General features: G+C 59.3%; 14 protein-coding genes and 1 pseudogene. 7 read left to right on the top strand and 8 right to left on the bottom strand.

The window, feature by feature from the left end:
• The first annotated feature begins 321 nt into the window (after positions 1 to 321).
• Together F4X57_02750 and fabF are read left to right on the top strand one after the other, a co-directional pair.
• Entirely contained in the window at positions 322 to 1710 is a 1389-nt protein-coding gene (locus tag F4X57_02750) for a bifunctional folylpolyglutamate synthase/dihydrofolate synthase (protein MYC06088.1), read from the top strand.
• 300 nt (positions 1711 to 2010) lie between these two features.
• A complete protein-coding gene (gene fabF / locus F4X57_02745) occupies positions 2011 to 3258 on the top strand; it encodes a beta-ketoacyl-ACP synthase II (GenBank protein MYC06087.1) in 1248 nt (415 codons plus the stop codon).
• Between the two features lie 99 nt (positions 3259 to 3357).
• On the opposite strand, the gene F4X57_02740 is transcribed toward fabF, so the two are convergent.
• Positions 3358 to 3600, bottom strand: coding sequence for a hypothetical protein (locus tag F4X57_02740; GenBank protein ID MYC06086.1), 243 nt, complete (start codon positions 3598 to 3600; stop codon positions 3358 to 3360).
• Between the two features lie 335 nt (positions 3601 to 3935).
• On the opposite strand from F4X57_02740, the gene F4X57_02735 reads away from it, so the two are divergent.
• Positions 3936 to 4181 carry a hypothetical protein gene (locus tag F4X57_02735; GenBank protein MYC06085.1) on the top strand — a complete coding sequence of 82 codons (246 nt, stop codon included), beginning with the start codon at positions 3936 to 3938 and terminating at the stop codon, positions 4179 to 4181.
• A gap of 128 nt (positions 4182 to 4309) precedes the next feature.
• Positions 4310 to 4963, top strand: coding sequence for a hypothetical protein (locus tag F4X57_02730; protein MYC06084.1), 654 nt, complete (start codon positions 4310 to 4312; stop codon positions 4961 to 4963).
• A gap of 89 nt (positions 4964 to 5052) precedes the next feature.
• Here F4X57_02730 and F4X57_02725 read toward each other — a convergent pair whose 3' ends face one another.
• Complete coding sequence (locus F4X57_02725; GenBank protein MYC06083.1) at positions 5053 to 5760, bottom strand: hypothetical protein; 708 nt, start codon at positions 5758 to 5760, stop codon at positions 5053 to 5055.
• Positions 5761 to 6007: 247 nt separating this feature from the next.
• Between F4X57_02725 and F4X57_02720 the strand changes: the two genes are divergently transcribed.
• Positions 6008 to 8266, top strand: coding sequence for a xanthine dehydrogenase family protein molybdopterin-binding subunit (locus F4X57_02720; GenBank protein ID MYC06082.1), 2259 nt, complete (start codon positions 6008 to 6010; stop codon positions 8264 to 8266).
• 92 nt (positions 8267 to 8358) lie between these two features.
• Here F4X57_02720 and F4X57_02715 read toward each other — a convergent pair.
• The 6 genes and pseudogenes from F4X57_02715 to F4X57_02690 all read right to left on the bottom strand — a co-directional run bounded on the left by F4X57_02715 (position 8359) and on the right by F4X57_02690 (position 12948).
• Positions 8359 to 8715, bottom strand: a pseudogene (locus F4X57_02715) (type II toxin-antitoxin system PemK/MazF family toxin).
• Entirely contained in the window at positions 8681 to 8932 is a 252-nt protein-coding gene (locus tag F4X57_02710; protein MYC06081.1) for a hypothetical protein, read from the bottom strand. The pseudogene F4X57_02715 and the gene F4X57_02710 overlap by 35 nt, the downstream one beginning before the upstream one ends.
• Before the next feature lie 107 nt (positions 8933 to 9039).
• A complete protein-coding gene (locus F4X57_02705; protein ID MYC06080.1) occupies positions 9040 to 9618 on the bottom strand; it encodes an alpha-E domain-containing protein in 579 nt (192 codons plus the stop codon).
• 259 nt (positions 9619 to 9877) lie between these two features.
• Positions 9878 to 10810, bottom strand: coding sequence for a transglutaminase family protein (locus F4X57_02700; GenBank protein MYC06079.1), 933 nt, complete (start codon positions 10808 to 10810; stop codon positions 9878 to 9880).
• A complete protein-coding gene (locus tag F4X57_02695) occupies positions 10783 to 12192 on the bottom strand; it encodes a circularly permuted type 2 ATP-grasp protein (GenBank protein MYC06078.1) in 1410 nt (469 codons plus the stop codon). The genes F4X57_02700 and F4X57_02695 overlap by 28 nt, the downstream gene beginning before the upstream one ends.
• A gap of 216 nt (positions 12193 to 12408) precedes the next feature.
• Complete coding sequence (locus F4X57_02690; GenBank protein ID MYC06077.1) at positions 12409 to 12948, bottom strand: sigma-70 family RNA polymerase sigma factor; 540 nt, start codon at positions 12946 to 12948, stop codon at positions 12409 to 12411.
• Between the two features lie 275 nt (positions 12949 to 13223).
• Here F4X57_02690 and F4X57_02685 point away from each other — a divergent pair, with 275 nt between their 5' ends.
• Positions 13224 to 13514 (top strand): hypothetical protein, encoded by a 291-nt coding sequence (locus tag F4X57_02685; GenBank protein MYC06076.1) that lies wholly within the window; start codon positions 13224 to 13226, stop codon positions 13512 to 13514.
• A 285-nt stretch (positions 13515 to 13799) separates the two neighbouring features.
• A complete protein-coding gene (locus F4X57_02680) occupies positions 13800 to 15689 on the top strand; it encodes an electron transfer flavoprotein alpha/ beta subunit (GenBank protein ID MYC06075.1) in 1890 nt (629 codons plus the stop codon).
• The last annotated feature ends 135 nt before the right edge of the window (positions 15690 to 15824 follow it).

Raw genomic sequence — 15824 nt, 5'->3', positions numbered from 1 at the left:
GGAATATAGGACAAGCAACTGAATAAGGGCTGGGCATGTAACACTTCATGCCCAGCCCTTTTCTGCGGGGCTCTCGCCTTTTCAATCCTGCATCTTTTCAACACTTTCTGCAGCGGGCCCAATGATGCACAACACATTTCCGGATTGCCAAAACAATGATATGAGCGCTCACCATACCAAGCGCACACAACATTAGGGCTGACAGCCCGCACGCCAGCGTTTAACATGCATGGGCAGGATTCGCGGGAAGGCAAATCGTGCACTCTGCCCATTCTGTCTGCAAAGAAATAGCCGTTCATCGGATAAGGTCATCGGGGCAAAATGAACACCTGCGCACAACTCACTTACGAAGGCGCTTTGCGGCGCGTGATGGGGCTTGCCGACTTCGAACGCTCCACGCACAGCCCGGGTCATTCATCGTTCCATCTCGAGCGCATGACGCTGCTGATGGAGCGGCTTGACAACGCGCATCTCGCCGTGCCGACGGTGCACATCGCCGGCACGAAAGGCAAGGGCAGCACATCCGCGATGACCGCCGCCATCCTCGCCGCGCAGGGATACAAGGTCGGGCTGTACACCTCGCCGCACCTGCACAGCGCGACCGAGCGCATCCGCGTTAATGGGCAGCCCGTCAGCGAGCGCGAGTTCGCCGATGTCGTGGATAGCATCTGGCATGTGGTCGAAGATGTGGGCGACAATAGCGGCTACGGCGGCGTTACTACATTCGAGGCGATGACGGCTATGGCATTCGTCCATTTCCGGCGCATCGGCGCGGACTTTCAAGTGATGGAAGTTGGACTGGGCGGCAGGCTAGATTCCACGAACATCGTTGAGCCACGAGTGTGCGCCATCACCAACATCAGCCTCGACCACATCGCGACGCTGGGCGACACCATCGCCAAGATCGCCTTCGAAAAGGCGGGCATAATCAAGCCCAGAACGCCGGTCGTGGTCGCGCCGCAGTCCGACGAAGCGATGCAAGTGATAGCTGATGTCGCAGACAAGCGCGGTGCGCCATTGTTGTCTGTCGCCGACCGCTTCTCGTGGCGCAAGCGGCGCTCCGACATTCGCTCGCAAGCCTTCACGCTCACCGGCGCCGACTCGGAGTACGAGCTAGAGACGCCCTTGCTCGGCGATTACCAGATGGAAAATGCGGCGACCGCAGTGGCAATCGCGGAGACGCTAATCGCGCAAGGCGTGGCGTTGGAATACGATGCCATCGTGCGCGGTATCCTCGATGTGCATTGGCCCGCGCGCTTGCAAACGCTCGCCATGCCGGAAGATGGCGGCAAGCTCCTAGTCGTTGACGGCGCGCACAATCCCTATTCTATGGAACGGCTAGTCGAGGCGCTACCCGGCTACTTCGCATACGACCGGCTCATCCTTATATTTGGCGCACTCAGTGGACACAGCGCCGCCGGGATGCTGCGCGCGCTCGCGCCGTTGTCTCCTCTGGCGCTCGCCACGCACTCGCGCCATCCGCGCTCCGCATCCGGCGAAACGATAGCGCAAGTCGCGCGAGAACTCGGCATGGAAGTAATCCACACATCGGAAAACGTAGGCGAAGCAACACGCCACGCCCTATCCCTTGCAACCGAGCGCGACCTGGTGCTTGGCACTGGCTCCCTATCCGTAGCCGCCGAAGTAACCGAAGAAATCCGGCAAATTCCCCCTGAACTCTACCCCTACATGAGCATGCCGCGCCGGTGACCGGAATAGGATGTACAGGACGGCCGCTTGTACATGCCGTTGAATGCGCCGTCTGCCAGAAGTGTGCGTCCAATCGCATTCCCAATCGCACACGAAACTAGGGCATAGTGTTGCCTATCCCATCAACTCAAGAAACCCCGCCCGCCTATCCTTAACCCGCATCCCCAATGGGTGTATGATATATATGTGCGGGTTTCGTTGGAATGAGCGGCATACTTCGATACGCTAATTTCCTCGCCGGTGCATGCTGTGCCGTTACTCGCACTGATGGCTGTGTTAAACATCTAGGAGAATGTGGCAATGGAAAACGGAAGGAAGCGAGTCGTTATCACTGGCATGGGTGCGGTTACACCGCTCGGAGATTCTATTGATGCGTACTGGGCGAGCCTGAAAAAGGGCGAGTCCGGCATCGGCACCATGACGCTCGCAGACCCTACGGATTATCCCTGCAAGGTCGCCGGCGAGATTCCGGACTTCGACCCGGGCAAGTATATCAACCCGCGCGAGGCGAGGCGAATGGCGCGCTTTTCTCAGACAGCGGTCGCCGCAGCCGCGCTCGCAATCGAAGACGCCGCGCTTAACCTGTCCGCCGAGGATGAAGAGCGCATGGGCGTAGTGATGGGCAACGGCAACGGAGGTTTCCCGGACACGGAGGCGAACGCGCGCACGCTATTCAACCGCGGTGGCATGCGCATTAGCCCGTTCTTCATCCCGATGATTCTGCCGAACATGGCGGCGGCGAATGTGAGCCGCCTATTCGGACTGAAGGGCTACACTTCCACCGTGATTACGGCTTGCGCGGCTGGCACGCAAGGCATCGGCGAGGCTGCGGAGGCGATACGGCGCGGCGCGGCGGATGTCGTGCTTGGCGGCGGATGCGAGGCGGGCATCTGCCAACTCGGGCTTGGTGGGTTCAATGTCATCAAGGCGCTCAGCCGCAGCGAAGTGCCGCCGGACAAGGCGAGCCGCCCGTTCGACGCCAACCGAGACGGATTCGTGCCTGCGGAAGGCGCGGCGATTCTGGTGCTGGAAAGCCTAGAGCACGCGATGGACAGAGGCGCGAACATCCTCGCGGAAGTGTCCGGTTACGGCGTGTCGTCGGACGCGTTCCATGCCGTGCAGCCGGACGAAGACGGCGCGGGCGCGGCGCGCGCGATGCGCTGGGCTATCGAAAACGCCGGCATGCAGCCCACCGACATCGACTACATCAACGCGCACGGCACGTCCACGCCCAAGAACGACATGGTGGAGACGCTGGCAATCAAGAAAGTCTTCGGCGAGGGCGCGTACGATGTACCAATCAGCTCCACAAAGTCGATGATAGGGCATGCGCTCGGTGGCGCGGGCGCACTGGAAGCGGTCGCCTGCGTCAAGACAATACAAGACGGCATCATCCACCCGACCATAAACTACGAGACCGCCGATCCCGACTGCGACCTTGATTATGTGCCAAACGAAGCGCGGCAGGCGCAGGTAAACACAGTGCTGTCCAACAGCTTCGGCTTCGGCGGCCAAAACGCCTGCATAGTCCTGTCCCGATACGCCTAACCGGACACGAAGAAGCGAAAGTACGCCTAATCGTAAAGGCGATAGCCAAGCACAAAATAAAAAGGGCGCGACAATCGTCGCGCCCTTTTCCTGTATTCGCTAATTGCTGATGGCTTCCTTCACCATGCTGCTCATCATCAGCTGCATCGCCATCGTGTGGGTGCACTCTCCGCGGCTAGCGAAGTAGAGGCAGTTGCAACGCCATTTCCCCGATTCGTAAGTGAGTTCGTGGTCGGAATTATCGCCTCGGAAGGTTGCCTGCAATCGCATAAGCGAAACGCGCCCTTCCTGCATGGCGTAATCCTTTGCCTTCTCCATCTTCCTCACGAGGCTTGAGTCCATAAAGTTCCCTCCTGCTGCCGGCTGTCCCAGCGCCGCCTTGTTCTGCGTGTGCATCAATTTTATCGTTAAGCGAGGCAAAGCGTCAATCAAAAATACGGCGGTGGGACGGGTGGATTGGGGAACGTGCGAGTTTGGCGCAATCGCTGTGTGATTCTGACGTGGCTGACTAATGGCGACTGCCGGGAGATGGGAAGACAACAGCGAGTATTGGGATAATTTTAAGGGTATATCTACGAAGCCCGCAGCAGAGGCATATATGATCCAGGGCATGATGATGCAGTATCTGACAACCATAGGCACTTCGAGCGTCTTCAAGGATTGAACATAATATCTGTGTGAAGATAAAATTGCCGTATCGCCGCGCTTTCATCATTCTATTCGCGCTGGGAGTATCGCACATGTGCCATGCCGCCTGCTCGCTCACGTCCGTCCCTGCATCCGATAATACCGCCGTCTGCGTAACCGACGGACGGACGCTCAGTGTAGCCTTCTACGCCTACTTCGCGCCCGTCAGCCACAGCGCGGACGAAGACCGGCGTCCGACGGCTTCAACACGCATCTGGGCTATGAGTCAGACCTGATGACTGCGCTTGAGGCGATGGAATCTGCGGGGCTGTCGTTCTCTCTCTCGCCGATACAGGCTTGAGACGACATCTGGCTGCTGTCCTCCACGCCTGATTACAACATCGAGGGTGGCGGCATTACCATCTTGGACAGCCGCACTAAGAACGCGACGGGCGATGAGGTCGTCGCTTTCACATCGGGGCATATCGCGTTTCGCCAGTCGCTGCTGGTGCTCGCCGAGGAAGCCGAACGCCTAGACAGCCATGACGAGCCGGGCAGCGATGTGCGTATAGGCGCGCTGGCGGGCAAGACCGGCGAGGCGCGCTTGCTGATTCTGACAGGTCTGTCGGACTCGGACGGCACGCTCGCCGCCGGAACGCGCATCGAGACGCCTCAGGGCGAGGTCATCGCCGCCGGCAGCGCCGACTACTTCATCACCGCGGCGGGCGAATCGCCGTCTCTGGAGGGCAGAACTCGCTTGCACCCACCCTCGGACGACCTACCGCAAGTCATATACCTCGGCGACGAGCTTGGCGAAGATGAACTGTTGGACGCGCTCGCAGACGGCATTATAGACGCCATAGCGCGCGGCGAAATCGGCAACAGCGATGCGGCGCATGAATCGGGCGGCGCATTCGTAGTAACCGCGCTCGACTCCGGGTTTGAATTGGGCGGGTTCACGCTTGCCGTCGAGAACGCCGCCCTGCTGATGTGCTTGAACGAAAAGATAGACTATCTCACCGACGGGCGGCGCATTGGTTACGCTCAATGGCACGCCGACCCGTCAGTGTTCATGTAGTGCGCTCAGGCATGGAAGCCGGAATGACCGATAGGTATGAATGGGGTAAAGGAGATAGAGTTGATTATCCTTTATCCTGTGTATAGATGTTAGTTACCGCGCCCCGGATACAACTTCAGCACATCCGGCTGCGGCGGGTAATACTTGCCCGGCGCGACATCCTCCGCCTCTATTCGCTCCTTGACATATTCCTCTGCCCACTCGTGCTCTTCTACCCAATCGATGACCTGCTCCACGATGCACTCCGGCACGACCACCACGCCATCGTCGTCCGCCACGATTAGATCGCCCGGGCGCACCGCGACTCCGCCGCAGCCGATAGTAACATTCGCCTCGAACGGGTCTATCTCGTCCGCGCCGCCCATCGGCGTCCTGCCGCCTGCGAACACCTTAAGCCCGTAGTCCTTGACGATGTCCAAGTCTCGAATTGATGCGTCCGTAACAAGCCCCGCCGCGCCCCGCATCTTCAGTTGCAGCAGCTTCACATCGCCGCCGATAGCCGCGTACTTCTTGCCCATTCCGTCGATGACCAGCACATCGCCCGGCTCGCACGAACCCATCGCCTCGTACTCCGGTGAGTCCGCGCCGCGATGCGTCTCTTCCACAATGTCCTTGCGCGGCGGCACGAACCTCAGTGTCTTCGCTCGCCCGACAAGCATCCCGCCCGGCGTGAACGCATGCACATCGCGCATAAAGCAAGGCTCGTACCCAAACGCCCGCACCGCGCTGTAAACCGTAGCCCCAGCCACATTCTTATACCGAGCAATAATCTCAGGTGTGATAACGCTGTCTGCCATAACAACTTCTCCTATGTGCAATGTCCTGTAAGTAATCACATCGTGTCTGATGGTAACATGAACCTTAACATGAACCCGCTGTCGGTTTCACGAGACTAGGGTTTAAGCGAACATTACCTGTCGTTTCCTTGCCTATCCTATCCGTACTAACTGTCATGTCCATCCTGTTAAACTGCGCAAGTGTGATAAGATTAGCGGTGGGAGAAACTAAACCTAATCCACTAACGAGGTGATATACATGACGACAATGCTGCCACAAGAAGAGTATAAGGTCGTCGGCACGCGCCCGGTGCGGCACGACGGCGTCGATAAGGTTACCGGACGCGCGCTTTACGGCGCGGACATGAACCTCGCCGGCTTGCTGCACGGCAAGGTGCTGCGAAGTCCGCACGCACACGCCCGCATCTTGTCCATCGACACCAGCAAGGCAGAGGCGCATCCCGATGTGAAGGCGGTCGTTACATCCGCCGACCTCGCGCCCATGTCCCCGATTCCGCAGGTCGCTCGACAGGGCGTCCCCATCGGCGAGAACATCCTCGCCAAGGACAAAGTGCTGTACAAGGGGCATCCCATCGCGGCCGTCGCAGCCGTCAACCCGCACATCGCGGAAGAGGCGCTCGCGCTCATTGATGTGGAGTACGAAGTGCTGCCCAGCGTGTCCAACGTCGAAGACGCTCTCAAGGCGGACGCGCCCGTGCTGCACGAGCACTGGATCGAGCGCGGCGGTGACGACAATATCGCAGCCAGCAAGAATATCGCCGACCACGAGCAGCATCTGCTTGGCGACGTTGATGCCGGCTTCGCGGCGGCTGACCAGGTTTTCGAGCGCGAATACCGCACGAAGACAGTGCATCAGGGCTACATCGAGCCGCACACCGCGACGGCGTTCTGGGCTGCGGACGGCGCGCCCAATGACCGCCTTACGATTTGGAGCAGCAGCCAAGGGCACTTCGCCATGCGAGACAGCACCGCTCAGGTGCTGGGCATCCCCAACTCGCAGATTAAGGTCGTGCCGATGGAAATCGGCGGCGGTTTCGGCGGTAAGACGCTGGCGTATCTCGAAGCAGTGTCGTCCGCGCTCTCGCGAAAGACCGGCAAGCCCGTAAAGTCCACGATGACGCGCACCGAAGTGCTGGAGGCGTCCGGACCGACCGCAGGCGGTTACCTGAAATGCAGGATTGGCGTTACCGATGAAGGGCGCATCACCGCCGCTCAGATATACTTCGCCTTTGAGGGAGGAGCGTATCCCGGCGCGCCGCTGCCCGGCTCTTCCGCAGCCGTGTTCGCGCCGTACTTCATCGAGAATGTGCGCATCGACGGCTACGACATTATGACGAACAAGCCCAAGACGGCGGCATACCGCGCGCCCGGCGCTCCGATTGTGTGCTTCGCGTCCGAGAGCCTGATAGACGAAATCGCGAAGGCGCTCAATATGGATCCGGTAGAGTTCCGCCTGCTGAATGTCGCCACGCCTGGCACGCGCAGAGCGGACGGCGTCATGAACGGTCCCATCGGCGCAAAAGAAACGATGGAGGCGATACTGGCGCACCCTCACTATAGCGCGCCGCTCGAAGGCGAGAACCGCGGGCGTGGCATTGCGATGGGCTTCTGCCGCAACAACTCCGGCATGGCGTCCGCCATCGCCAACGTGCTGTCCAACGGCACGGTCAGCCTCATCGAAGGCAGCATGGACATCGGCGGCTCGCGCACCGCAGTCGCGCAGATGTTTGCCGAGACGCTCGGCCTGCCAATCGAGGATGTTATTCCCACAGTGGGCGACACAGACACTATCGGCTACACATCCACATCCGGCGGCAGCGGAGTGGCGTACAAGTCTGGTTTCGCAGCGTTCGAAGCCGCGAACGATGTCAAGCGCCAGTTCATACAGCGCGCCGCGATGCTCTGGGAGGCGGACGAGGATCAGGTGGAATACGTAGATGGCGGTCTGCGCCACAAGTCCGACACCGAGCTCACGATGTCCTTCAAGGAACTGGCGTCTCGCATGCCGGATACGGGCGGCCCCATCGTCGGCAGGGCGAACATGAACCCCGGCGGCTCGGCAGGCTCATATGCCGCGAACATCGTCGATGTGGAAGTCGATCGAGAGACCGGCAAGGTTGACATTCTGCGCTTCACTGCGTTCCAGGATGTTGGCGTCGCAGTGCATCCCAGCTATGTCGAGGGGCAGATACAGGGCGGCACGGTGCAAGGCATCGGCTGGGCGCTGAATGAAGAGTACTATATGAGCGACGACGGCGCGATGCTGAACAGCAGCCTGCTGGACTATCGTATGCCTACCGCGCTCGACCTGCCGATGATCGAAGCCGTAGTATTGGAAGTGCCGAACCCGGCGCACCCGTTCGGCGTTAAGGGCGTAGGCGAGGCGAACATCGTCCCGCCGCTAGCCGCGCTAGCCAATGCTATCGACGGCGCAGTCGGAGTCCGCATGTTCGACCTGCCCATGAACCCGCAGGCGGTTACGAAGGCGATAGGGGAGAGCGAATAAGGCGAAGTTCACATTTGCCCGCAATAAGCGTTGCCCCCGCCAAGTAGTCTTGGCGGGGGCAATTTACATTGTGCTAACCTGAGAAGTGTCAGTCACCCAAGGGTGCGCCTCAACGCAATATCAATTTCTGTCATCGGCAGGCTGCCAATTACGCCCTCAATTTCCGATAGCATTATGGTTGCCAGGTTGTCGGTCATCACTACCGAATCAGTAGATAAGCCTGACTGTCGTTCCTCAGGAGTCGATAGAATAACCGACGCAGGACTTTCGTGATTAGCTCGAAACATTCGGCTGGTAATCATTGCAACAGTAATTTGAGATAGACCGGTCTATAGACCGTCTGCTTGAATAATCAGGGCTGGCCTCCGACTAGAAGTGCGTAAGTCGGAGTGGGGAAACAGTAGAAGTACAACCTCACCTCTTCTGTATCTTTGACTCGTCGTAGTCATCGTAGATTGCCATCTCCGGAGATTCCCAGTCTTCTATGAACGTCGAAAGCCTTTGTCGCAACGAAGCTGCCTGTTCCTCGTCAATACCGCGCTGTCTCAGGTCCATAGCGCCATTCTCAAGGAAAGTTACTATCACTCTCGTATCATCGGGCACCTGTGGAGATTCGGACAACTCTATCTTTCCATTGCCGTACCTACCCTCAATGCTTAGTAGCATGACTGTCTCCTCAACCCGATTACGATTTTCCGTCCATATAGAAAGAGATGATACACCATTTGTATCATCTCTATCGTGCTCGTTCCTTCAGATTACTGTCAGCACTGTCAGCCGCACATCTGCTGTTGTTGTTGCTGCTGCGCGAACCGCCTGTAAATCTCCTCGTCGCTTAGCGTTTCTCTGCCGAACCATTCGTCTTCGATGACTTGACCGGCGCTCGCTATCTTGCCTATCACCGCTGTTGCCATATCGATGACTTGCTGCGGCGTGGTGATTTCTTCTACCGGCACGCGCTCGACTTCGAGTATCGCTTCGGTCAGGGCGCGCATTAGCTCCACAGGCGCGATTTGCGTTGCCGATAGCCGTGCCTTGATCAGGCTCTGCAAGACTGACGAGCCCGGGTTTCGCAGCAGCAGCTCCGCTGTTACTTCTTCCCGCCGCTCTACCGACACGCCAAACGAGCTTGCGAGGTCGCACAGGCAATTCAGCAGCGCATCGTTGCCGTCTGCGTTGGCGCCTGATCTGGCGAATTCGGCGTGCTTGGCGGCGGTGTCCATGCCACGCGCGATGCTTTCGGCGCGCTCCATCCAGCGTCCCAGCCAGATGAGGTTGTACGCCCGTGAATCCGTCATCCACCCGTCTCTAGCGACTCTAATCGATTGCGGCTCTGCCATCGTCTGAATCAAATTGCTGCCTCTTTCTTGCGGTATCCTCTAATTTGCCGCGTCTTCTTGCCCTTCAAATCCCTGTCCGTCAAGCACTCTTAGCGGAAAAGTGGGGCTCGGCCAAGGCAAGGAAGGGTATGCCGTTGACTTTGCCCGCTATCAATTCTACGCCTGCGCGCGGCGGAGTGTGTTATCAACTTGTAAACTCTTGGCTGTAAACTCTTGGCGCGTCCGCTTCGTATATTAACCCGTTATTAAGACACCAGGGCGCGGGTCTGCGCTATGCGGACTTCGCCTTCTCGATAAGGCTCATAGCGTCGTCGAACGACACGCTGTCGGCGGACGGCATTGCCTGCGCTACGACCACATCGAGCCAGCCCGTACCCTTCGACACGAACGACCCTTCGACAGGCGATGCCTGCGTATAGTCCCGACCGACGGCGAACTTCACGAGGTCGGCGCCTCTGACGATGGACTGTCCGCGTGTTGGGTCAGAAGGCAGCCAGCCTCGCGCAGGATGCAGGAATTCCAGCCACGCATGCGTTTCGCCGACCTGCCCGCACATCAGCCCGCTGACATAGCGCGCCGGAATGCCCAGCGCGCGCAGCATCCCAATCGTCAAGTGCGTCATGTCTTGGCAAACGCCCTGCCGCGTGCCGATCACCTGCTCCGCCGTCGTGGCGACTGTCGTGCTGCCGCGAATGTAGGTGATATTCTCATGCACCCAGCTCACGATGCCATCCACCGTTTCCAGCAGACCCGCGCCTTTGCCAACCGGCTCGCCCGTGTTGCCGCCGATAATCTGCCGCGCCATGTCCGCGACCATATCCGGATGCACCATCGGTGTGGACGACAAGAACTCGTCTGCGCTCGCGTCGTATCGCAGATTGGCGAGCGCGACTTCTTCCAGCGCAGACGGTGGGCTGTCGAGGCGCACACTGCCCACGGCGAGAATCGTCAGGTTTCGATGCGGCGACGACAGGCGGACGCGGTGTGTCGGGTTGCCCATGCTGTCCTTGTACTGCACCGGGCGCGTGGCAGGCACGGTTATCACCGCCGATGTGAGCGGCGTCTGATAACCGTCTTCGCATGCCGAGACTCTCAGGAAGTTGTCGTTGAGGATAACGGTGTCAGTATAGACATAGCGGGCGCCGTAGGTGTAGCCGACGAGCGTGCCCGCATCGCTTACCGCACCACCCAAGTCGGCTTGCATAGACCACCCGATGAGTTGTTCGTGACGCGGTTGCCCGCTTGCGATACCCTCGTCAGCCCGCCAGGGAACGCAGTCGCCTCGCCGCGCCCATTCTGCACCGCATACACGCGCAGGTCGATGTAGCGGTCTTCGTACTCGCCCGTCTCTTCGTCGAATATCACGTGCCGCGTGAAATCGATGGTCTCCTGCGCTATCATCGCGCGCGGGTTCTCGATAATCTGTCTCGTCAGCTGCGTGCGATAGTTGCCCGCGAGGTCCGGCATTATGTACACGCCCAGCCCGCCGTAGCCTTGCCGCGTCTTCAGCACCATCTTGTCCATGTTTTCCAGCACATAGGCGCGGCTCGCCGCATCGTCGAGGTCGTAGCTCACCGCTTGCTCCAATATCGGCTCTTCGTCAAGGTAGTGGCGTATCATCTCCGGCACCCACAGGAACACCAGCTTGTCGTCCGCGACGCTTGTTCCCATGCCGTTCACCAGCACGACCTTGCCGTTCAGGTAGGCGTCCGTAAGGTGCGGCACGAATATCTCCAAGTCTTCCACGCGGCGGTAAATCAGGTCCACGCGCGCATCGCCGTCCAGCGTCTTCATACACACATCGCCATCATAGCCGATGTACAGGTCACTACCTTCTACAAGCGGAATGTCCAGCAGTTCGGATAGGTATCGATGCTCGAAGAACGCCGAGCCGAACTTGCTGTCGGTCAGCAGCGCGCAGGTTGAATTGGGATTGTCGCACAATGATGCGAACATGTCTAGGTATGTGTCGCGTATGTCGTATGGAACGATGTCATAGGCTTCGCAAAGCTCCGGGAAAATCTGTCGCGCGATTTCCATCGTCTTGAGCTGATATGTGATGCCGGACGGTATGCGCAGGTTGTCTTCCAGCACGACATACTTGCCGTCGCGCTGCTGCACCAAGTCGATGCCGTAGATGTGCACGAATACATCCTTCGCTGGCAGGAAGCCTTGCAGCTCAGGGTAAAAGTACTGGCAGGAGTACACAACATCGTCGGGCACGACCGTCTGCGCGCCGGCGTACACATCCAGCAGGAAGGCATTCAGCGCGCGCAATCTCTGCTCCACGCCCGCCTTGATATTGCGCCATTCGTCCATCTCGATGATGCGCGGGATCCAGTCCGTGGGCACGGGCCTGAACTCTTTAGGGTCAAGCGCAAACGAAAAGGCGTCCAGCTTGACCTCGCGGTTAGCCTGCCGCCAGCGTTCGCGCATGCTGTCATCGCCCAGCCCGTCAAGCGCCGCCAAGACATCCGAATATACGGCGCGAACATCGCCCGCATCGCTGCGATACTCGCTAACCGTCGTTTCGCTATTCTGCGGCAACTGCGCCATCATACCAGCCTCCATTCGCCAACTAATCATCGGCGCTCATGATACAGCAGACATGTTACACGTATGTATCGTATTGCGAGAACAACACGACGGCATATTCAGGGCTTTTCGATTATTCATGTCATTTCGAGCGAAGCGAGAAATCTAAACGCGTTGACTACGGACAGGCTTGTTTCCACACGGCGCTTTTAGACCCTTCACTTCGTTCAGGGTGACAACCGAAAGACCCTGCCTACGAACCTGCCCCTATCTATGCCCCGGTGCATATTCCGCCAAGTGCTGGCGCAGCAGCACGCGCGCGCGGTGCAGCCGCGATTTGAGCGCCGATAATGTAATCTCAAGCGCTTCCGCCGATTCTGCGCTGGACAGGCCTACGACATCACGCAGCACTACCGCGGCGCGGAGGTCGGGCTGCAACATCGCTATGCCTTCCTGAATCTTCTCGCCCAGCTCGGAAATCATCGCGGACGGCTCCGGCGATTCGTCCCAGCTCGGCACATCGAGGTTTTCGATGCCGACCCATCGCAGGCTGCGCGCGCGCTTTTCGCGGCGAAGGCGCATTAGCGCGGCGTTCACGGTGATGCGGTACAGCCATGTCGTAACGCGAGATTCGCCGCGAAATCGGTCGAACGCGCGAAACGCCGACAAGAACGCTTCCTGCGACACTTCTTCGGCGTCGTGCGGATTGCCCATCATACGATACGCGACATTGTAAACGAAGTCCGAGTACATCTCGATGATGTCGTCGAACTGCATGGGCTGCTCGGGGCTTGCGGAGTCGTCCATATTCTTCAGCGAGGCGATGTAAACAAGATATACAGAATAGACCGAGTTGCCATTTGCCGAATCTCACTCGTAAAATTGCTTGCATCCAATTGTAATTCAGAGCATCGTATAAGTGAAACACTACTATAGGCTTGGTATCAGCTTGCTGATATACTGCAATCCAATCTCACCAATCTCGCCCTTTGCCCGTCGGAGAGCAAGGATCTGTGATATGGTGTTTCATCGCATAATTTTTGGATAGTCTCAAAGAATAAATCTCGCGCTGGAACTTGGAAATGATGATGTCTGTGCAAAGCCGCATACTTCATCCGATAATGCGCCTGTTTGGACGCGGCGCGATGCCGCCGGCCTGCGCAGAGGCGCGCGCGTACTCGTCGGAATACATTGACGGCGAGATGACGGACGCCGAGTTGGAGCAACGGATTCGCCTGCACATAAGCGGCTGCCCGCTGTGCGAGGCGTTCTTCCGCACCATGCGTGAGACCATTGCCGTGCTGCACCAAGTGCCCGTCCAAACCGCCCCCGCCGGCTTCACTGACCGCGTCCGACGAAACATACGCGACTGATAGACACTGTTGACAGGCGCATTTGAGCCGCAAGTCCAATTGTCCCTTCCCCTTCTACATGGCTGCCCTCCGCATGGCATATTGTGGTATGTTAACTTTGGGATTGACGGTCGAGGCGCAACGACGGTAGGGGCACCCGGCCGGGCGTGCCTACGGATAACGCCATAGCCATATCGGGTACAAAATCCAATGCATACTCTTGTCAGCCCGCTGCATAGGGAAGAGACTAATCGATAAGCATCCCCGAAACCTCGCACAGTATCCTCAGCCCGAAAGCCCGTCACCATGAAAATAGCCGTCTGCATAAAACAGGTGCCCGTCGTATCGCTGCTGAAGTTCGACAACGAATCGCGGCGCGTGGTGCGCGATGGCGTGCCGAGTGAGGTCAACCCGTTCGATGTGCTAGGTATGTCGCTCGCGGCAAACCTGAAGCGGCAGCACGATGCCGAAGTAGTCGTCTTCACGATGGGACCGCCGCAGGCTCGTGACGCGCTGGTGCAGTGCCTGGCGATGGGCGCGGACAGCGCTGTGCATCTGAACGACCGCGCATTCGCAGGCAGCGACACGCTGGCGACCGCTCGCGCGCTCGCGCTCGCCTTGGCGCAAGACGACTACGACCTGATTATCTGCGGGCGCAACAGCCTGGACGCCGAAACGGGTCAGGTAGGCGCGGAAATCGCCGATATGCTCGATCTGCCGCAAGTCAGCGGTGTGCGCCGTCTTGACCTGAACGCTGACGGTGATAGTATCGCGCTCGAAGCGGAGCGCATCACGGACGAGGGCTACGATGTCGTGCGCTGTGCCTTGCCCGCGCTCATCACCGTCACGGAGGATGTCGCGCCGGAGATATACCCGCGCCGCGCAGAGCGTCAGGCGGCGCAAGAAAAGCCTGTCGCCACGCTGACCGCCGCCGACCTGAGCGACGACGCGAGCGTGTTCGGCGCAGACGGATCGCCCACATCCGTCAGTGAAATCTACTCCATTGAACCGGAGCGCGAAGGCATAGTCGTGCGCGACAAGCCCGCCGACGAAGCCGTAAGCGAACTGATGGCATATCTCGATGCACGGGGCGCACTCGGCGGCGATGCTGCTGCCACTACCAACGCAAGCGATAAGCCAGGCGCAGCGATTCCACGCGGCGCACGCCGAGAACGCGGCGATGTCGGCGCTATCTGGGTGCTCGCTGAGATGCTGGGCAGCGAATTGCGTCCGATTACGCTTGAACTGCTCGGGCGATCTTGCGAACTCGCGGATGCGCTGAACACCAGTGTCGAAGCGGTGCTGCTTGGCGATAACCCCGCTGACGGCGGTGATGCTGCGGACGACTCCACGCGCCACGCGAACACGCTGGCGGCTTATGGCGCGGACCGCGTGCTGCTTGCGCAGGATGCACGGCTTGCGGATTACGAAGTTTCGCAGTACACAGCCGTTCTCGCGGACGCGATAGTCACGCATCGTCCTTATGCCGTACTACTCGGCTCGACCGTGATGGGCAGAGAACTCGCGGCGCGGCTGGCGGGCAGGCTGTCGCTGGGGCTGACCGGCGACTGCATCGGGCTGGAAGTGGACGATGAAGGGCGGCTAGTGCAGCTCAAGCCCGCATTCGGCGGCAACATCGTCGCGCCGATATTATCGAACACAACGCCGTATATGGCGACCGTGCGGCCCGGCTTGCTGACGCCCGTCGTGCCGGACAGCAGCGTCGATGCGGTGGTAGAGCGACTATCGATTGACGGCTTGGGCGATGCGCGAGTGCATATCATCGAGCGCGTCGTGGACGAATCGGCGGAAGGCGCGGAACTTGACAACGCGCATACGATAGTCAGTGTGGGCAAGGGCATAGGCGGTCCCGAAAACCTGCCGCTGCTGCGAGAACTCGCGGACGCGCTGGACGCGCCATTGGGAGCGACCCGCGATGTTACCGAGCTAGGTTGGCTGCCGCGCCAGTACCAGATAGGGCTGTCCGGCAAATCCGTATCGCCGAGCCTATATTTCGCCGTGGCGCTGAGCGGCGTGTTCAATCACACCGTCGGCATAGGCAAGGCAGGCACGGTAGTAGCCATCAACAACACCGCGCGCGCCCCAATCTTCCGCGCTGCAGACTTCGGCATAGTAGGCGATTACACCGAAGTAGTCCCCGCGCTAATCAAAGCACTGAAAACTCGCGGCGCCTAATGTAAGACATGAGATAAGACACGGATAGGCGAAGTCGCCGCCCCGCCGGGTACGCAGATGTCCCTTCCCCCGTGGGAAAAGCCTAGAAAGGGGGGCAACCGAAATCCTACGCAGCCCCCGGAAACCCCTGCCGGA

The sequence above is a fragment of the Chloroflexota bacterium genome, from assembly GCA_009840355.1.
In the GTDB taxonomy this organism is placed as follows: Bacteria; Chloroflexota; Dehalococcoidia; order Lucifugimonadales; family JADFKI01; genus Bin90.
Note: the sequence above shows the minus strand (reverse complement) of the source record. Positions and strands in the feature narration are given on the sequence as shown.